We start from the raw sequence: 17318 nt of genomic DNA on the forward strand, positions 1-17318 counted from the left end.
CAGGGGCGTGCCCGTTCGTCCGCGACGGGCTGCGAGGGACGCCGTGGGCCGGTCCTGCCGCCCGGGTCTTCAGCGGGTCACGAACGTGCGGGCCGCCCTGTCGTGCCAGGCCCGTCGGCGCGGGCGGTCGACCAGGCACCACAGGCTGCCCGGCAGCCCCAGCAGCGCGTACACGAGCCAGCGGAGCAGGGCCGCGCCGAAGCCGGGCGGGCGCAGGGTGGCGGTGCCCAGCACCCGCACCCCGCACAGCTTCTTGCCCGGCGTACGGCCCCAGCGGGCGGTGGGCAGGACCTCGTAGAGCACTCCGAACAGCAGGACGGCACCCAGTACGAGGCCCAGCCCGCCGGCCGTGGTGGCGTCGAGCAGCCACACGGTGGTGCTGCGGCCGCTGGCCCGGGCGGCGTCGACCTTGGCCTGGAGATGGGCCGTCACCCCGGGTACGAGGGGCACCGCGGCGGCGACGGCCACCCCCGCGAGCACGAGCGAGTCCAGGAGCCGCGCCAGCCCCCTCCGCACCAGCCCGGCGGGCCGCACGGCCCGCTCCGCCATCCGCTCGAAGACGGCCCGCGCGTCCTCGTCCGGCACCGGGGCGGGGGCCGACGAGGGGGCGTGCGCGGCCGCCCGGTCCGCGGCGGGTGCCGCAGCGGTCCCCTCCGGCCGCCTGGCGGCGGGGCCGGGGTACGCACCCGGGCGGGAGCCCGCCGGAGCATCGGCCCGCCCGTGCGCCGCGCGGGCGGAGCTCCCCGCCGGGGCCTCTCCCGGGGCCGGGGACCACCTTCCGTCTGACTCCCCCGCCATGCCTGCGCCCCCGGACCACGCCCGTGCCGCATCCGCCGAAGCCGAAGCCGACCCCGGGGCCCCGGCCCACCCCTGGGCGGGTTCCCCCTCCGGGCCCGCGTCCCGGGACCCGGCCCGGGCCGAACCCCCCGCAGCCACACCGGCCGCCCGCACGCCCTCCGCCGGAACCCCGGCCGACCCCCGGGCGGGCTCCCCTTCCGCGCCCGGCTTCCGGGACCACGCCCGGGCCGTACCCCCGGAGGGCACACCGGTCACCCGCACGCCGTCCGCCGGCCCCCCGGCCCACACCCGGCCGGGCTCCCCTTCCGCGTCCGGGTTCCCGGACCACGCCCGGGCCGAATCCCCCGCAGCCACACCGGCCGCCCGCACGCCGTCCGCCGGAACCCCGGCCGACCCCCAGGCGGGCTCCCCTTCCCCGCCCGCGGGACCCGCCACCCGAGCGGAATCCGATGCCGACGGGGCCGACGCCTGGGCTGACCACCCGCCCGGGCCCAGGGCACCCTCCGGGCCGGGCTCCCCCTCCTCCCGGAACCCCGCCGGACGAACGGAACCCCCGCCCGAACGCGAACCCGGGGCCCCGGCCCATCCCCGGCCGGGCTCCCCCTCCGCCTCCGACCCCGCAGCCGCCGACCACGCCGCGCCCCCGCCGGGGGCCGGTGGGGCGGGGGCGGTGGCCGTGGCCTCCGGCCAGCTCGAGGTGAGGCCCGAGACGCCCGTCGCCGGGGCGTCCGGCCAGGCCGGCGGGCGCGCCGAGAGGATGCCCACGCTCTCGGCGGCGGCCTGCGCGGGCAGCCGCCGTGCGGCGGGGGCGGCGGCCGCGGGGCGGGCCAGGGAGATCCCGCCGGGCCGGACGTCCTCGGGCTCCGCGAGGTCCGGGCCGCCCCAGGACACCCGGACGTCGCGCGGCCCGCCGAACCCCGCCTGGTGCGCGGGGTCCGCCTGCCAGCCCCCGGCCTCCCGTTCCGCCGGCCAGCCCCCGGCCTCCCGTTCCGGCCGCCTGCCCTCCGCCTCCCGTTCCCGTTCCCGTTCCGGTTCCCCCCGCCAGGCCGTCGCCGCCGCGTGGTCCCGTGCCGCCGGGCCGGGGCGGGGGTCCGGCAGGGCCCCGGTCTCGGGGGTCTCGTCGAGGAACACCGGCCCCGTCTCCTCCACCGGGGCGGGCGCGGGGGCGGGACGGCTCGTCCCCGGGACCCAGGCGGCGCCGTTCCAGTACCGGACGTACCCGGGGATGGACGGATCGGGGTAGTAGCCCTCGCGGGCCGCGTGCTCGCCGTCACCAGGGGAGGCCGTCAATGTCCCCAACTCCGATCGTGGCTCAAGGCTTGTGCAGGGGAGGACCCAAGGGGAGGACCATAGCCAAGAACCCCTTCCCGACAGGTCCGGTAACGGCAGATTCCAAGCCTTTGAGCGAACCTCGTCCCGCCCCCGGTCCGACCGTCACCCCACCCCACCGATTTCGGTCATCCGACAGATTCCGGCCAACCTCGAAACCGGTGCCGGAAGTCGCGTCATACCCGGGCACATCGGCGCTCTCTCCCCACGTGGGGCGATCCGCGCCCCACGTCCGCAACCGACGCACCGAAGTGAGGCCGCCGTGCACCACCACCCCGTCATCGAGCGCGAGCTGGAGCTCAGGCTGATCCTGTCCCCCGAGCGCAGCATCCGCGTCCCCGCGAAGCTGCTCTACCTGACCGACGACCCCTACGCCGTGCACATCACCTTCCACACCGGCACCAGCGCCCCGGTGAACTGGACCTTCGCCCGGGAACTGCTCGTCGAGGGGGTGTTCCGCCCCTGCGGCCAGGGGGACGTCCGGATCTGGCCCACGAAGATCGGCAGTGAGTCGGTGCTGTGCATGGCGCTCAGCTCCCCCGACGGCGACGCCCTCCTGGAGGCCCCGGCGGGCGCGGTGTCGGCCTGGCTGGAGCGCACCCTGCGCGTGGTGCCGCCCGGGACCGAGGCGGAACGGCTCTGCCTGGACGAGGCGCTGGCCGAGCTGCTCACCCCGACCCCGGCCGACGAGCTGTGGCTGCGCGACCCGTGGCCCTCCGAGGAGTCCGCGGACGGTGACCTGTGAGGGACGCCGGCGGCAACAGGGGCACCGCCCCGGACGGCGTGTCAGAACAGCTTGCCGGGGTTGAGCAGCCCGAGCGGGTCGAAGGCCTGCTTGACGGCGCGCTGCATCTCCAGCCCGACCGGGCCGAGTTCGCGCGACAGCCACTCCTTCTTCAGCACCCCGACCCCGTGCTCCCCGGTGATGGTCCCGCCCAGGGCCAGCCCGAGGGCCATGATCTCGTCGAAGGACTCCCGGGCCCGCCGCGCCTCGTCCTCGTCCGCGGGGTCGAAGCAGACGACCGGGTGGGTGTTCCCGTCGCCCGCGTGCGCGCAGACGCCGATGAGCAGGCCCTGGGCCCGGGCGATGGCGGCGGTCCCGTCCAGCATCTCGGCGAGCCGCGACCGCGGCACGCACACGTCGTCGATCATCGTCGCGGGCCGCAGCGCCTCCAGGGCGGTCAGGGCCGTCCGGCGGGCCTGGAGCAGCAGCCGCGACTCCGCCTCGTCCTCGGCGGGTACGACGGCACTCGCGCCGGCGGCCTCGCACAGCGCGCCGACGGCGGCGAGGCCGGCGGGCGCGTCCGGGGTGTCGAAGGCGGCCAGCAGCAGCGCCTCCGTGCTGTCGGGCAGGCCCTCCCCCGGGCTCTCGGCTCCGCTCGAACGGGGGCGGCTCCCACGGCCGAGGGCGTTGACGGCGCGGACGGTCGTCCGGTCCATCAGCTCCAGCAGCGAGGGCGCCAGGCCCGCCTCCATGACGGCGCAGACGGCCTCGCAGGCAGCCGCGACGGACGGGAACTCGGCGGCGAGCACCAGTTGCCGGGGCGGCGCCGGCCGCAGCGCCAGGACGGCCCCCACGACCACGCCCAGGGTGCCTTCGGAGCCCACGAAGAGCCGGGTCAGGTCATATCCGGCGACGCCCTTGGCGGTGCGCCGCCCCGTGCGCAGCAGCCGCCCGTCCGCGAGCACCACGTCCAGCCCGAGCACGTACTCGGCGGTGACCCCGTACTTGACGCAGCACAGTCCGCCCGAGGCCGTGCCGATGTTGCCGCCGATCGTGCACTGCTCCCAGCTGGAGGGGTCGGGCGGGTAGTACAGGCCCTGTTCGGCGACGGCCCGGGAGAGGACCGCGTTGACCACGCCCGGCTCGACGACGGCGATCCGGTCGACGGCGGAGACCTCCAGGATCCGGTCCATCTTCACCAGGGAGAGCACGATGCAGCCGTCGGAGGCGTTGGCGGCCCCGGACAGGCCCGTACGGGCGCCCTGGGGGACCACGGGGACGCGTAGGGCGGTCGCGGTGCGCATCACGTGCCGGACCTGCTCCACGGTCCGCGGGAGGACGACGACGGCGGGCGTGCCGGCGGGGCAGAAGCTCGCCATGTCGGTGGCGTACGAGGCGGTCACCTGTGGGTCCGTCAGCAGCGCCTCGGGCGGGAGCCCTTCGCGCAGCCTTGCGAGGAGACCGGGGAGCGGGGAGGCGAGATCGTCGTCCATGGGGCCACAGTGGCAGTCGGGGCCATCGGTGTGAACACGGCTGCGACGGGCTTCGGACACCCGGGCGGTCTCTTCATATTGACGCACAGTGAGCGCATGGACGGTTTCGACGAGCATTCTCCGCAGCCCGCGCCGCCCGTGACCTTCACCGGCCGCAAGACGGTGGTGGCGGCCGCGGTGACGGTGGTCCTGATCGCCGCGACCCTGCTGATCCGCCCCGCCCGCTCGGGCGACGACGCGCGTCCGCCGGGGCCGGGCGAGCGGGCCGCGTCGGCGGTGGGCCGGGGCGCCCCGGCGGCGGCGGTGGACCTGACGGCGCTGGTGGCGGACCGGGAGAAGTGGCTCGCCGGGCATCCGGACGACGACGCTTCGTGGGCGGTGCTCGGTTCGGCGTACCTGGAACAGGCCCGGCGGACGGCCGATTCCGGCTGGTTCCCGAAGGCGGAACGGGCCCTGAAGCGGTCCCTGGAGGTCCGGCCCGCGGAGAAGGGCAACTTCGACGCGATGACGGGCATGGGCGCGCTGGCGGGCGCCCGCGGGGACTTCGTGACGGCCCGCAAGTGGGGCGAGCTGGTACGGGCGCAGGCGTCGCGGCGCTGGACGGCGTACCCGGTGCTGGTGGACGCGTACACGGGCCTGGGCGACTACAAGGGCGCCCAGAAGGCGATGGAGCAGCTGCAGGAGCTGCGTCCGGGCCTGGCCGCGGACCTGAGGGCGGCCCAGGTGTACCGGGACCGGGGCTGGCGCGAGGACGCGGTGGTGGCGCTGGAGGCGGCGGGGGGTGCGGCGAAGTCCCCGGCGGAGAAGGCGTACGTGCTGTTCCGGCTGGGGGAGCTGGCCTGGGAACGGGGCGACGCGGCCGAGGCGTTGCGCCAGTACGAGGCGGCGCAGCGCACGGACCCGGCGCAGGCGGAGGCCCTGGGCGGCCGGGCGCGGGCGCTGGCGGCGCTGGGGCGGAGCGGAGAGGCGGTGCGCGACTACCGGATGGTGCTGGGGCGTACGCCGCTGCCTCGGCTGGCGCTGGAGCTGGGCGAGCTGCTGGACTCGCTGGGGCGGCCGCAGGAGGCGCGGGCGCAGTACGAGGCGGTGTCCGTGCTGGCGGCGCGGGGGGCTGCGGACGGGGTGGACCAGGAGGTGGTCCTGGGCCTGTTCGAGGCGGACCACGGGGATCCGGCGGTGGCGGTGCGCCGGCTGTCGGCGGAGTGGGAGCGTCACAAGAGCGTGCAGGTGGCGGACGCGCTGGGGTGGGCGCTGCACCGGGCCGGGGACGATGCGCAGGCGCTGGAGTACGCGAAGAAGGCGACGGAGCCCGGGCTGCGGAGCGCGGAGTTCGCCTACCACCGGGCGGTGATCGAGCAGGGCCTCGGGGACGAGGCGGCGGCGCGGCGGCACCTTCAGGAGGTGGCGCGGACCAACCCGGACTTCTCGCCGGTGCGGGGGCCGCTGGCGAAGGAGGCCCTGGCGGCGGTGGGGCAGCCGGCGCCGGGCGGGCCGGAGAACATGCAGCCGCGCACGCCGTGGGTGGCGCCGGAGCTGCCGAAGCCACGACCCAGGCCGAAGCCTGCGGCGCAGCCCCCGAAGCCCGCGAAGCCGGCCCCGGCGAAGCCGAAGCCCGGCCCGTCCGGCACCTGAGCCCCGACTCCCGCCGCGCGGGGCCGGGGCCCCTCCCCGCCCTTCGGTTCCCGGGGGCGGGGCCCCCGGGAACCGTGGCGGGGCCGGGTGGACTACAGGTTGCCCCGGAGCTCCTGCTCCCGCTCGATGGCCTCGAACAGCGCCTTGAAGTTGCCCTTGCCGAAGCCCATCGACCCGTGCCGCTCGATGATCTCGAAGAACACGGTCGGCCGGTCCTGCACCGGCTTCGTGAAGATCTGCAGCAGGTAGCCGTCCTCGTCGCGGTCCGCGAGGATCTTCAGTTCGCGCAGCTCGTCGATCGGCACGCGCGTGTCGCCGACCCACTCGCCCAGCGTGTCGTAGTACGCGTCCGGGACGGACAGGAACTCCACGCCCGCCGCGCGCATGGTGCGCACGGTGGCGACGATGTCGTTCGACGCCAGCGCGATGTGCTGCACGCCCGGCCCGTTGTAGAACTCGAGGTACTCGTCGATCTGCGACTTCTTCTTCGCGATCGCCGGCTCGTTGATCGGGAACTTGACCTTCTTGGTGCCGTCCGCGACGACCTTCGACATCAGCGCCGAGTACTCGGTGGCGATGTCGTCGCCGACGAACTCCTTCATGTTCGTGAAGCCCATGACCTTGTTGTAGAACGAGACCCACTCGTTCATCCGGCCGAGCTCGACGTTGCCGACGCAGTGGTCGATCGCCTGGAAGGTCCGCTTGGCCGGCGGCTCGACCAGCGGGGCGACGGCCACGTAGCCCGGCAGGTAGGGGCCGGTGTAGTCGACGCGCTCGACGAGGGTGTGGCGGGTCTGGCCGTACGTCGCGATCGCGGCGAGGACGACCGTGCCGTGCTCGTCCTTGACCTCGTACGGCTCGTCGAGCCCGCGGGCGCCCTGCTCGACGGCGTACGCGTAGGCGGCGCGGACGTCCGGGACCTCGATGGCGAGGTCGATGACGCCGTCGCCGTGCTCGGCGACGTGCTCGGCGATGAAACGGCCGTGGTCCGTGGCCGCCTTGATGACCGAGGTCAGGACGAAGCGCGCGGAGCCGTTGGTCAGGACGTAGCTGGCGGTCTCGCGGCTGCCGTTCTCCGGTCCGGAGTAGGCGACGAGCTTCATGCCGAAGGCGGTCGAGTAGTAGTGCGCGGCCTGTTTGGCGTTGCCCACGGCGAAGACGACCGCGTCCATGCCCTTCACCGGGAAGGGGTCTGCCTCACGCGCGGTCTGCGGGGTGGTGTCCAGGGTCTCAGTCATGTGCGCAGCGTCCCGCCGTTCCACAAGCTGCGCAATAGTTTCCATTTCTGCTGTACAGATTGCCCAGCAGAACCCGAGGATGGCTGAGAGATCTGTGCAGTATGACCAGCCGATCGAGGGAAGGTTTCCATGGCTATCGACGAGCTCGACGGACGGTTGATCGTGCTGCTGGCGCGTGAACCCCGGATCGGCGTCCTGGAGGCCTCCCGGCGGCTGGGGGTGGCGCGGGGCACGGTGCAGGCGCGGCTGGACCGGCTCCAGGCGAACGGGGTCATCCGCGGCTTCGGGCCCCAGGTGGACCCGGCGGCCCTGGGATATCCGGTCACGGCCTTCGCCACGCTGGAGATCAAGCAGGGGCAGGGCGCGGACGTACGGGCCCACCTGGCCGGGGTGCCGGAGGTGCTGGAGCTGCACACGACCACCGGGCACGGGGACATGCTGTGCCGGCTGGTGGCGCGGTCCAACGCCGACCTCCAGCGGGTCATCGACCGGGTGGTGGGCTTCGAGGGGATCGTGCGGGCGTCCACGGCGATCGTGATGGAGAACCCGGTCCCGCTGCGCATCATCCCGCTGGTGGAGCAGGCGGCCGAGGACCACTGAGGAGTTCCAAAGAAAAGCTTGCAAAGAAACCCTTGCATAGAACCCTTTGCAAGCCCTACGGTTGAGCCATGCCCGAAACGAACGCCGAGAACCCGCGGCAGCCGGCCGCTCCCACTCCCGAGCGGCCCGCCGTCCGGACGCTCGACGCCCGCTCCCTGCGCGGCCTCGCCCACCCCCTGCGCATGCGCATGCTGGCCGCCCTGCGCCACGAAGGGCCCGCCACCGCCTCCCAGTTGGCAGAGCGGCTCGGCGAGTCCAGCGGCGCCACCAGCTACCACCTGCGCCAGCTCGCCGCGCACGGCTTCGTCGAGGACGCCCCCGGGCACGGCAAGGGCCGCGAGCGCTGGTGGCAGGCGGTCCACCAGGGCACGGCCTTCGACGAGACGCTGATGTACGACGAGGCCGACCCGCAGACGCGCGGCGCCGCCGACGCCTTCCTCCACGAGCTCGCCACCATCCACACCCAGGAGCTCAGCACCTGGCTCGGCGACTCCCACAACTGGCCGAGGGAGTGGCGGGCGGCCACGGACATGAGCGACTTCACCCTGCGGCTGACGCCCGCCCAGGCCACCGAACTGATCCACAAGGTCCACGACCTGGTGAACAGCTACCGCGACCTGCCGCAGGCCGAGAACACCGAGACGGTCCGCTTCCACACGCACGCCTTCCCGCGCCACGGCACCGCGTAGCACCCCGCCCGGCCCGCCCCACCCTCCCGCCCCTTCCCCACCCCCTTCCCACCCCTTTCCGCGCCCGTTTTTCCGCGCCCGCTCAGAAGGAGTCCTGCCATGCACGCCTTCACGCACACCCGGATCCACGCCGCCCGCACCGCCGAACTCGCCGCCGAGGCCGCCGCCTGGCGCCTCGCCCACGAAGCCGCCCCGCCGGACCCGACCACCGCGCCCGCCGCGCCCGCCGCCCTGCGCAACCGGCTCGGCGAGGCCCTGGTGTCCGCGGGGATCCGCCTGATGCAGCCCGAGCACCTCCACACCCGCATCCGGCAGCACGCCGCATGAGCCGGCGGCCCCTCGCGGCCCTCCTGGCCGCCAACACGATCTCCATAGCCGGCAGTTCACTCACCATGATCGGCGTCCCGTGGTTCGTGCTCCAGACCACGGGCAGCGCCGGGCGGGCGGGGATCGTCGCCTTCTGCGCCACCCTGCCCGTCGTCGTCGCGGCCCTCGTCGGCGGCCCGGTCATCGACCGGATCGGCCGCCGCCGGGTCTCCGCCGCCTCCGACCTCGTCTGCGCCGTCTCGGTCGGCGCGATCCCGCTGCTGCACTACGCGGGGCTGCTGGAGTTCTGGATGCTGTGCGCCCTGATGGCCCTCAGCGGCCTCGTGCACACCCCGGGCCTGACCGCCCGCTCCGTGCTGCTGCCCAGCCTCGCCGAGCACGCGGGCACCACCGTCACCCGGGCCGCGAGCCTCTACGACGCCGTCTCGCGCGGCGCCCGGATGATCGGGGCCGCGGTCGCCGGCCTGCTGATCGCCGTCCTCGGCGCGGAGTCCGTCCTGCTGATGGACGCGGCCAGCTACGCCGTGTCGGCCCTGCTGGTCTCCGCCTTCCTGCGCGGGGTCCCGGCCGCCGAACCCCGACGGGCCGCGGAGAAGCCCTCGTTCGCCGCCTACCGGACCGAACTCGCCGAGGGCTGGCGGTTCCTGACCCGCTCGCGCCTCCTGCTGGGCATCACCCTCATGGTGATGATGACCAACGGCCTGGACCAGGGCTGGTCGTCCGTGCTCCTTCCGGTCCACGGCCGCGAGGACCTCGGCGGCGCCACCGCCATCGGCCTGATGATCTCCCTCTTCGGCGGCTTCGCCCTGCTCGGCGCCCTCCTCTACGGGGCGTGGGGCGAGCGTTTCCCGCGCCGGGCGCTGTTCGCGGGCGCCTTCCTGGTCTCCGGCGCCACCCGCTACGTGGTCGCCGCCGTGACCGGCACCCCGCTCCCCCTCGCGGTGACCATGGCCCTGGCGGGCCTGAGCGTGGGCGTGCTCAACCCGATCCTGTCGACGGTGGTCTTCGAGACGGTGCCCGAGGAACTGCGCAGCCGGGTCTCCGGCGTGACCACGGCCGGCTGCGAGCTGGTCATGCCGCTGGGCGGTCTCACGGCGGGCCTCCTGGTGGACGGCCTCGGCGTCCACACGGCCCTGCTCGCCTTCGGCGCGGTCTACTTCCTGACCACCCTGGCCCCGGTCGTCTTCCCCGCCTGGCGCGGCATGGACGCCAAGCCGTCGTCCGTCGTCAGCAGGACGGAACGCCCTCTCCCCGGTTCAGCGCCCGCAGAACGTTCACCGCATCCGTCAGCGAAGTGACGGGGATCAGCCGAAGCCCCTCGGGCAGCTCCGACTTCGCGTCGGAGCACTCGCCTTTCGGGACGAGGAAGACCGTGGCCCCGTCCCGCCGGGCGGCCTGGGTCTTCAGCCCGACCCCGCCGACCGCGCCGACCGTCCCGTCGGCGCTGATGGTTCCCGTACCGGCGATGCTGCGGCCGCCGGTGAGGTCACCGCCGCTGCCGTCGCCGTCGATCTTGTCGATGATGCCGAGGGTGAAGAGCAGGCCCGCGCTCGGGCCGCCGACGTCGGCGAGGTTGAGGCCGACCTTGACGGACTTGGGGTCCTTGTGGAGGTAGCCCAGCGCGGCGGCCTCGGCGGCCGACTGCGACTGGGACATCTCCTCCAGGTTGTGCTGCTCGATCTGCTTCTCGCTGCCGCCCGTGGGATAGACCGCCTCCCGGGGCATGACCGCCTGGTCGCTCCGGAACCAGTGGTCGACCAGCTCGTGCAGCCTCATCGTGGAGGAGGGGCCGGTGGCGCGGATGGTGGTCATGCGCAGCTGGCCCTTGGTCTCGCGGACCGGGGCGCCGGTGACGGTGATGACCGGCTTGCCCTGGTCGGAGCCCAGCACGTCGGCCGTGGGCCCCGGAATGGCCACCACGAAGGGCAGCGGTGCGAGGGCCGCGACGGCGAACAGCGCGACGACGGGCGCGGCGCAGACGGCCAGGGCGGTGGGACGCGGCAGACGTGTGAGGCGAGAGAGCACCCGGCCAATCTACCGACCCGTCCGGCCCGCCCCGCGCCGCACGCTGCCGCGGCGCACGCAGCCGCGCCCGGCGGACGGGCCCCGGCCGGGGGTCAGCGCAGGGCGTCGGCGACCTCGCGGGCCGCGTCGACCACGCGCGGACCGACCCGCTCCGGCACGGCGTCGGCGAGCATGACGACCCCGACGCTGCCCTCCAGCCCGGTGATGCCGACCAGGGGGGCCGCGGCGCCGCTCGCGCCCGCCTCGAGTTCGCCGTGGGTGAGCGTGTAGCCGGGCTCGATCAGCGAGCCCTGACGGGCCGCCAGGATGGCCCGCCCGGCCGCGCCGCGGTCCAGCGGGTGGCGGAAACCGGCCCGGTAGGCGACGTGGTAGTCCGTCCAGGTGGGTTCGACGACGGCCACGGCGAGCGCCTCCGTGCCGTCGACGAGGGTCAGGTGCGCGGTGGCCCCGATGTCCTCGGCGAGCGAACGCAGCGCGGGCAGGGCGGCTTCGCGCACCAGCGGGTGGACCTGCCGGCCCAGCCGCAGCACGCCGAGCCCGACGCGGGCGCGTCCGCCGAGGTCACGGCGGACCAGGGCGTGCTGCTCCAGCGTGGCGAGCAGGCGGTAGACCACCGTGCGGTTGACGCCGAGCCGGTTGGAGAGTTCGGTCACGGTCAGCCCGTGATCGGTGTCGGCGAGCAGCTTGAGGACCCTGAGCCCTCGGTCGAGAGTCTGGGAGGTTTCCGCGGTCACGTCGCTTGCCTCTCCCTCTGTGTCGTCGGTGGACGGCGGTGACTCTCATGAGTTCAGCGCTGCCGGTCCCTCGGCGACGCACGGAGAGGCCGCCGGTAGCGGCCATGGCACCGGCTGCGCTCCCGCGGCGGCGCTGCCACGGGGCGTTCGATGCGGGGACAGTAGCGAGCGGGTCCGCTCAGCGGAAGGCCTCGTCCAGAATCCGGTCGCCTCCTGCCGGTTTCGGCCCTTTCCTCCTCGCGACTGTATCGATTCGTAATGTCTCCCGACCGAAAATCGGTTTACATGGCCATTACTCTGATCGTGTTCAAAAAGATGTTGGGGGGGTCCGGGCGACACGCGCCCCGGACACATACCAGGGGAGAGAACCAGCAGTGAACCTCAAGCGCATGGCCGTGGTCGCCGCCGCAGCGGTAGTGGGCCCGACGGTCCTCATGGCCACGCCCGCGATGGCGGACGAAGCGAAGAACACCGCCGTCACCACGCCGGACTCCGCCCCCAAGGGTGACTCCGCCGCCGCCGAGACCCCGGCCGCCCCGGCCGCGGACACGGCGAAGCCGGCCGTCGAGACCCCCGCCCCGGCGAAGGACGCCAAGCCCGCCGCCGAGAAGCCCGCCCCGGCTCCGGCCAAGCCCGCTCCGGCCCCGGTGGACGAGGACGAGGACTTCAAGGCCACCGGCCCGGTCCTCGGCCTCGGCGGCGTCCCGGCCTCCTTCAAGGCCGGCGGCGACTGGACGAACATCACCGTCAAGGTCGACAACTCCAAGGGCAAGGCGCAGGAGAGCTACGTGCTCGTCCTGGCCGTCGCGGACGAGGCCAACAAGCTCAGCGCCAAGGACGTCCACGTCCAGCTCTACTACCAGGGCGGCTGGCACGACGTTCAGGTCATCAGCGACGAGGGCACCCCGGTCGCCCTGCTGACCGACGACGTCGAGATCCCGGCCAAGTCCCTGAGCCTCCAGGTCCGCGTCAAGTTCAACGCGAACGCCCCCAAGGGCAACATCGCCATCGCGGTGGCCGGCGGCAGCAACGTGGACGAGACCGTCTACTCCGACACCGCCTGGGCCGAGTCGAAGATCGTCTCCGGCAGCACCAACGGCGGTGGCAACACCGGCGACCACACCGGTGGCAACACCGGCAACACCGGCGGCCACCACAACGGTGGCGGCAACACCGGTGGCGGTAACGACACCAAGCCGAACGGCGGCGGCACCACCACGCCGATCGTCGACCACAACACCGGCACCGGCACGGGCACCGGCACCAACACCGGCGGCGAGCTCGCCGAGACCGGTGCGGACGCCGCCACCAGCTGGGCGCTCGGCACCGGCGGTGTGGCCCTCGCCATGGGTGCGGCCCTGGTCGCCGGCACCGGCCGTCGTCGCCGCGTCACCAACTGACCCGGCTCCACGCCCTACGGCAACGGGGTCCGTGCGCACCTGCGCACGGACCCCGTTCCGCGTTCACGACGACAGGACCGGACTCACCGCATCCGGGTGGCCCACTCCTGCACCTTCTTGATCCGCTCCTTCAGCTGCCCCGCCGTCGCCTCCGCGCTCGGCGGCCCGCCGCACACGCGGCGCAGCTCGGTGTGGATCACCCCGTGCGGCTTGCCGCTCTGGTGGACGTACGCGCCCACCATCGTGTTCAGCGACTTGCGCAGCTCCAGCAGCTCCTTGTGCGAAACCACCGGCCGCCGCTCGGCCGGCAGCTCCAGCAGGTCGGCCTCCGAGTCCGGCTTGCGGCGGCTGTGCGCGATCTGCCGTGACTGCCGCTTCTGCAGCAGCAGCTGCACCTGATCCGGCTCCAGCAGGCCCGGGATACCGAGGTAGTCCTGCTCCTCCTCGCTGCCCGGGTGGGCCTGCATGCCGAACTCGGCGCCGTCGTACAGCACCCGGTCGAAGACGGCGTCGGACTCCAGCGCCTCGAAGGACATCTGCTCGTCCTCGCCGGTGTCCTCGTCCTCCTGCCGGTTCGCCTCCTCCATCTCCTTCTCGGACTCGGCGTACGGGTCCTCGTCCTCGCCCGCCTTCTTCGGCCGGTCCAGGACGTGGTCGCGCTCGACCTCCATCTCGCTGGCGAAGCCGAGGAGGTAGGGGATCGTCGGAAGGAACACGGAGGCCGTCTCGCCGCGCCTGCGCGATCGCACGAAGCGGCCGACGGCCTGCGCGAAGAACAGCGGCGTCGAAATCGTCGTCGCGTACACGCCCACCGCGAGGCGGGGGACGTCGACGCCCTCGGACACCATGCGGACCGCGACCATCCACCGGTCGTCGCTCGCACTGAAGGTGTCGATGTTCTTGGACGCGCCGGTGTCGTCGGACAGGACGACGGTCGGCCTGGTGCCGGTGATCTCCCGGATCAGCTTGGCGTAGGCGCGCGCCGCGTCCTGGTCGGCGGCGATGACGAGCCCGCCGGCGTCCGGGATGGCCTTCCTGACCTCGGTGAGGCGCTGGTCGGCGGCGCGCAGCACGTTCGGCATCCAGTCGCCGCGCGGGTCCAGCGCCGTGCGCCAGGCCTGCGAGATGGCGTCCTTGGTCATCGGCTCGCCCAGGCGCGCCTCGATCTCGTCGCCCGCCTTGGTGCGCCAGCGCATGTTGCCGCTGTAGGACAGGAAGATCACGGGGCGGACCACGCCGTCGCCGAGGGCGTTGCCGTAGCCGTACGTGTAGTCGGCGGAGGAGCGGCGGATGCCGTCGTTGCCCTCCTCGTACGTCACGAACGGGATCGGGTTGGTGTCGGAGCGGAAGGGCGTTCCGGTCAGGGCCAGGCGGCGGGTCGCCGGGTCGAAGGCCTCCAGGCAGGCCTCGCCCCAGGACTTCGAGTCGCCCGCGTGGTGGATCTCGTCGAGGATCACCAGGGTCTTGCGCTGCTCGCAGCGGTTGCGGTGCAGCATCGGGCGCACACCGACACCGGCGTAGGTGACGGCGACGCCGTGGTAGTCCTTGCTGAGCGGCCCGGCCGAGTACTCGGGGTCGAGCCGGATGCCTATGCGGGCGGCGGCTTCCGCCCACTGCTTCTTCAGGTGCTCGGTCGGCGCGACCACGGTCACCTGCTGCACCACGTGGTGGTGCAGCAGCCAGGAGGCCAGGGTCAGCGCGAAGGTGGTCTTGCCGGCGCCGGGGGTGGCGACGGCGAGGAAATCACGGGGCTGGGTCTGGATGTACTTGTCCAGCGCCCCCTGCTGCCAGGCACGCAGTTTGCTGGCGGTACCCCACGGCGCGCGGCCGGGGAAGGCGGGTGAGAGGTGGTGGGAGGCGGTAGTAGTCACGGTCTCCGGTTCGGGCTCTCGGTGGCGGTCGTACTGTACTCAGGACAACCGGGCGGACAACCGGGCCACCTTACCCGCGCCGCAGCACCCCCCGAGGAGGGACAGGCCCGTGACCTCGGGCAGTGCGGCGAGCGTCACACCGGGAGCAACTCCCGCAGCCTGGAGGCGATCACCGGCACCCGGGCCTCGGCGCCGGAGGCCGCGTCGACGACCAGCGCGTACGCCGCGTCCTGGTCGGCGGCGGCCGGGTCGACCCCGTTCACGGCGAGGAAGGTGGCGGCGGCGAGCCAGGCGGTGCGCTTGTTCCCGTCGACCAGCGGATGGTTCACGGCGATGCCGTGGAGCAGCGCGGCGGCCTGCTCGTGGAGGTCGGTGTAGGCCGGCGTCCCAAGCATGCGCGCACGGGGCCGGTGCACGGCGGACTCCAGCAGTCCGGGGGCTCGCAGCTCGACCGGCTGGTCCTGGGCCAGGCAGGCGTACCGGGCCAGGTCGAGGACCTCGGCGAGGGTGAGGTGGCGCACGGCGGCGTTCGTTCCCGTCATTCGCCGAGCCTCTTCAGCAGGGGCGCGTGCAGCCGCGCCAGCCGCTCCGCGGCGGCACCGACCCGCTCGCGCTCCCGGCGCAGGTGCTCCCGTACGGCCGCGAGGGCGTGCTCCTCGGGGGTGGAGCCGGAGGCGTCGGCGAGGTCGGCGAGCTCCGCGGCCTCGGCTGCGGAGAGCCGGATGACCAGCTCGCCCGCGCCGCCCGTGTCGTTGGCGTCGTCCACGTCGTCCCTGTCATCCGCGTCCTTCATGCACGCAGAGTAACGACGACCCGCCTCCCGATCACCCGCTTTTCGCCCCCGTCCCTGCCGCTTCGGACGGACGCTCGTGCAGCCGGGTCGCCACCCAGGCCCCCACCAGCGCCACGCAGGCCATCGGCAGGAACACGACGCGGAACGCCGCCGGGTGCGAGGCCCCGCCCCCCGCTTCGAGCACGTGCCCCGCGCCCACCGCTCCCCCGCCCAGCGCGGCGAACGCCGCCCCGCCGGCCGCGAGCAGCACCACGTTGGCCAGCGCGTCGGAGATCTGGAGCGCGGCGGAGTTCGCCCCCGCCTCCTCCGGCGCCGACAGCCGGAGCAGCAGCACGCTCGTCGAGCCGATCACCAGCCCCATGCCGAGGGAGCCCACGGCCCACGCCACGGCCAGCGTCCACACCGGCACCGACTCGACCAGCACCGCCGGGGCGGCGAGGATCGCGAGCGCCACCAGCACCATCCCGGCCACCATCAGCCGCTCCCGGTAGGGCGCCGTCCGCCCCTGGGACTGCACCCACGAGCCCAGCGCCCAGGTCACCCCGCCCAGCGCCAGCGAGAACCCGGCCAGGGTCGGGCTGAGCCCGCGCTGGGTGACCAGCATCAGCGGCACGAAGCTCTCCGCCCCGATGAAGGCCCCGGCCGCCACCCCGCGCAGCAGCACCACGGACGGCAGCCCGCGCCGCGCGCGGTAGGTCCCGCGCGGCAGCAGCCCCAGCACCGCCGGCACCAGCAGGGCGGCGCCGGCGGCGCCGGGCAGCAGCGACAGCCACCGCAGGTCCTGCGCGGCGTACTGGAGGAGCCCTGCGCCCACCGAGATCCCGAGGGCCAGCCGGATCCGCCGCCGGTCGAAGGCGGCGGGCGCCTCCCCGCCGGTGTCCACCGGCCCGGACGCGGTCCGGCGGATCGCGGGCAGCGCCACGATCAGAGGGACGACGACCAGGACGGGGATCCCGAGGAACACCCACCGCCAGCCGAGGCGCTCGGTGACCGTCCCGGCGGCCAGCGGCCCGACGATGGACGGGACCACCCAGCTCGCGGCGAAGGCCGCCATGATCGCGGGCCGCAGCCGCTCCTCGTAGGCCCGGCTGACGACGACGTAGAGCGCGACGATGACCAGCCCGCCCCCGAACCCCTGCACGGCCCGCCCCAGCACGAACACCCCCATGACGGCGGCTGTCCCGGAACACACCAGCCCGGCGGCGAAGGCCCCGATCCCGACGCTCAGCGGCCGCAGCGGCCCTTGCCGGTCGGCCCACTGGCCGGACAGGACCATGCCGAAGAGGCTGGTGGTGAAGTAGGCGGAGAACCCGAAGGCGTAGAGCCCGATCCCGTCGAGCTCGCGCGCGGCGACGGGCATGGCGGTCCCGACGGCGGTGGCCTCGAAGGCGATCAGGAAGATCACGGAAATGATCCCGACGCTCAGCGTCCGGTACGCCGGCCCCAGAATCCCGCCGCCCGGCGGTGGCGGGGCGGCGTCACTGTTCTCTGATATCCGGGGTTCAAGGGCGCTCATCGCCCCAGAGTAAGGTGCGCGGCCGGGTCTCGCCCCTGTCATTTGGTCGGATCCCGCATGGTCCGCGGGACCTAGGCCGAAGGGCCCGTGTAAACGCCGCATGGCAGTCACATTGCAGCCCCCACGCTCCCCTTCCCGGCCGCCGCCGG

The 17318-nt window shown here is 74.0% G+C and carries 16 protein-coding genes; 7 read left to right on the forward strand and 9 right to left on the reverse strand.

The features are described from left to right. Nucleotides 1–69 precede the first annotated feature (69 nt). Entirely contained in the window at nt 70–2088 is a 2019-nt protein-coding gene (locus BX286_RS14610) for an RDD family protein (protein WP_121015119.1), read from the reverse strand. A gap of 301 nt (nt 2089–2389) precedes the next feature. Here BX286_RS14610 and BX286_RS14615 point away from each other — a divergent pair, with 301 nt between their 5' ends. Further along, the gene (locus BX286_RS14615) at nt 2390–2872 is read left to right on the forward strand and encodes an SsgA family sporulation/cell division regulator (protein WP_100863580.1); all 483 of its coding nucleotides are present in this window, start codon (nt 2390–2392) and stop codon (nt 2870–2872) included. Between the two features lie 41 nt (nt 2873–2913). Here the strand turns inward: BX286_RS14615 and BX286_RS14620 are convergent, their stop codons facing one another. Continuing rightward, nucleotides 2914–4344 (reverse strand): FAD-binding oxidoreductase, encoded by a 1431-nt coding sequence (locus BX286_RS14620; protein WP_079427346.1) that lies wholly within the window; start codon nt 4342–4344, stop codon nt 2914–2916. A gap of 96 nt (nt 4345–4440) precedes the next feature. Here BX286_RS14620 and BX286_RS14625 point away from each other — a divergent pair, with 96 nt between their 5' ends. Beyond that, entirely contained in the window at nt 4441–5976 is a 1536-nt protein-coding gene (locus BX286_RS14625; protein WP_221265281.1) for a tetratricopeptide repeat protein, read from the forward strand. A gap of 92 nt (nt 5977–6068) precedes the next feature. Here the strand turns inward: BX286_RS14625 and hppD are convergent, their stop codons facing one another. Then, a complete protein-coding gene (gene hppD, locus BX286_RS14630) occupies nt 6069–7214 on the reverse strand; it encodes a 4-hydroxyphenylpyruvate dioxygenase (RefSeq protein WP_121015120.1) in 1146 nt (381 codons plus the stop codon). A 129-nt stretch (nt 7215–7343) separates the two neighbouring features. Between hppD and BX286_RS14635 the strand changes: the two genes are divergently transcribed. The 4 genes from BX286_RS14635 to BX286_RS14650 all read left to right on the forward strand — a co-directional run bounded on the left by BX286_RS14635 (nt 7344) and on the right by BX286_RS14650 (nt 10128). Beyond that, the gene (locus BX286_RS14635; RefSeq protein ID WP_079427349.1) at nt 7344–7814 is read left to right on the forward strand and encodes an Lrp/AsnC family transcriptional regulator; all 471 of its coding nucleotides are present in this window, start codon (nt 7344–7346) and stop codon (nt 7812–7814) included. 68 nt (nt 7815–7882) lie between these two features. Beyond that, a complete protein-coding gene (locus BX286_RS14640) occupies nt 7883–8503 on the forward strand; it encodes a transcriptional regulator (protein WP_121015122.1) in 621 nt (206 codons plus the stop codon). A 99-nt stretch (nt 8504–8602) separates the two neighbouring features. Next, on the forward strand, nt 8603–8830 hold the full coding sequence (locus tag BX286_RS14645) for a hypothetical protein (protein ID WP_100863578.1): 228 nt from the start codon (nt 8603–8605) through the stop codon (nt 8828–8830). Beyond that, on the forward strand, nt 8827–10128 hold the full coding sequence (locus tag BX286_RS14650) for an MFS transporter (RefSeq protein WP_100863577.1): 1302 nt from the start codon (nt 8827–8829) through the stop codon (nt 10126–10128). The genes BX286_RS14645 and BX286_RS14650 overlap by 4 nt, the downstream gene beginning before the upstream one ends. Here BX286_RS14650 and BX286_RS14655 read toward each other — a convergent pair. Both BX286_RS14655 and BX286_RS14660 read right to left on the reverse strand, forming a co-directional pair. Beyond that, nucleotides 10058–10855, reverse strand: a complete 798-nt coding sequence (locus BX286_RS14655; RefSeq protein WP_079427357.1) for a S16 family serine protease — start codon at nt 10853–10855, stop codon at nt 10058–10060. The two genes, BX286_RS14650 and BX286_RS14655, sit on opposite strands and share 71 nt — an antisense overlap. A gap of 92 nt (nt 10856–10947) precedes the next feature. Next, a complete protein-coding gene (locus BX286_RS14660; RefSeq protein WP_007264382.1) occupies nt 10948–11589 on the reverse strand; it encodes an IclR family transcriptional regulator in 642 nt (213 codons plus the stop codon). A gap of 374 nt (nt 11590–11963) precedes the next feature. Here BX286_RS14660 and BX286_RS14665 point away from each other — a divergent pair, with 374 nt between their 5' ends. Continuing rightward, nucleotides 11964–12989, forward strand: coding sequence for a hypothetical protein (locus tag BX286_RS14665; RefSeq protein WP_121015124.1), 1026 nt, complete (start codon nt 11964–11966; stop codon nt 12987–12989). A gap of 83 nt (nt 12990–13072) precedes the next feature. On the opposite strand, the gene BX286_RS14670 is transcribed toward BX286_RS14665, so the two are convergent. The 4 genes from BX286_RS14670 to BX286_RS14685 all read right to left on the reverse strand — a co-directional run bounded on the left by BX286_RS14670 (nt 13073) and on the right by BX286_RS14685 (nt 17169). After that, nucleotides 13073–14860: a DEAD/DEAH box helicase gene (locus BX286_RS14670; protein ID WP_079427361.1), complete on the reverse strand. Its 1788-nt coding sequence runs from the start codon at nt 14858–14860 to the stop codon at nt 13073–13075. 134 nt (nt 14861–14994) lie between these two features. Beyond that, a complete protein-coding gene (locus BX286_RS14675) occupies nt 14995–15402 on the reverse strand; it encodes a type II toxin-antitoxin system death-on-curing family toxin (protein ID WP_100863575.1) in 408 nt (135 codons plus the stop codon). Further along, the gene (locus BX286_RS14680; RefSeq protein ID WP_100863574.1) at nt 15399–15653 is read right to left on the reverse strand and encodes a hypothetical protein; all 255 of its coding nucleotides are present in this window, start codon (nt 15651–15653) and stop codon (nt 15399–15401) included. The genes BX286_RS14675 and BX286_RS14680 overlap by 4 nt, the downstream gene beginning before the upstream one ends. A gap of 31 nt (nt 15654–15684) precedes the next feature. Then, nucleotides 15685–17169 (reverse strand): MFS transporter, encoded by a 1485-nt coding sequence (locus BX286_RS14685; protein WP_121015126.1) that lies wholly within the window; start codon nt 17167–17169, stop codon nt 15685–15687. Between the last annotated feature and the right edge of the window lie 149 nt (nt 17170–17318).

Source organism: Streptomyces sp. 3211.6 (assembly GCF_003634815.1).
Lineage (GTDB): Bacteria > Actinomycetota > Actinomycetes > Streptomycetales > Streptomycetaceae > Streptomyces > Streptomyces katrae_A.

What these genes read in the sequence shown, in the direction of transcription:
- BX286_RS14685 (WP_121015126.1), bottom strand. Translation starts at nt 17,169, where the DNA reads ATGAGCGCCCTTGAACCCCGGATATCAGAGAACAGTGACGCCGCCCCG.
- BX286_RS14650 (WP_100863577.1), top strand. Translation starts at nt 8,827, where the DNA reads ATGAGCCGGCGGCCCCTCGCGGCCCTCCTGGCCGCCAACACGATCTCC.
- BX286_RS14680 (WP_100863574.1), bottom strand. Translation starts at nt 15,653, where the DNA reads ATGAAGGACGCGGATGACAGGGACGACGTGGACGACGCCAACGACACG.
- hppD (WP_121015120.1), bottom strand. Translation starts at nt 7,214, where the DNA reads ATGACTGAGACCCTGGACACCACCCCGCAGACCGCGCGTGAGGCAGAC.
- BX286_RS14620 (WP_079427346.1), bottom strand. Translation starts at nt 4,344, where the DNA reads ATGGACGACGATCTCGCCTCCCCGCTCCCCGGTCTCCTCGCAAGGCTG.
- BX286_RS14625 (WP_221265281.1), top strand. Translation starts at nt 4,441, where the DNA reads ATGGACGGTTTCGACGAGCATTCTCCGCAGCCCGCGCCGCCCGTGACC.
- BX286_RS14640 (WP_121015122.1), top strand. Translation starts at nt 7,883, where the DNA reads ATGCCCGAAACGAACGCCGAGAACCCGCGGCAGCCGGCCGCTCCCACT.
- BX286_RS14675 (WP_100863575.1), bottom strand. Translation starts at nt 15,402, where the DNA reads ATGACGGGAACGAACGCCGCCGTGCGCCACCTCACCCTCGCCGAGGTC.
- BX286_RS14635 (WP_079427349.1), top strand. Translation starts at nt 7,344, where the DNA reads ATGGCTATCGACGAGCTCGACGGACGGTTGATCGTGCTGCTGGCGCGT.
- BX286_RS14645 (WP_100863578.1), top strand. Translation starts at nt 8,603, where the DNA reads ATGCACGCCTTCACGCACACCCGGATCCACGCCGCCCGCACCGCCGAA.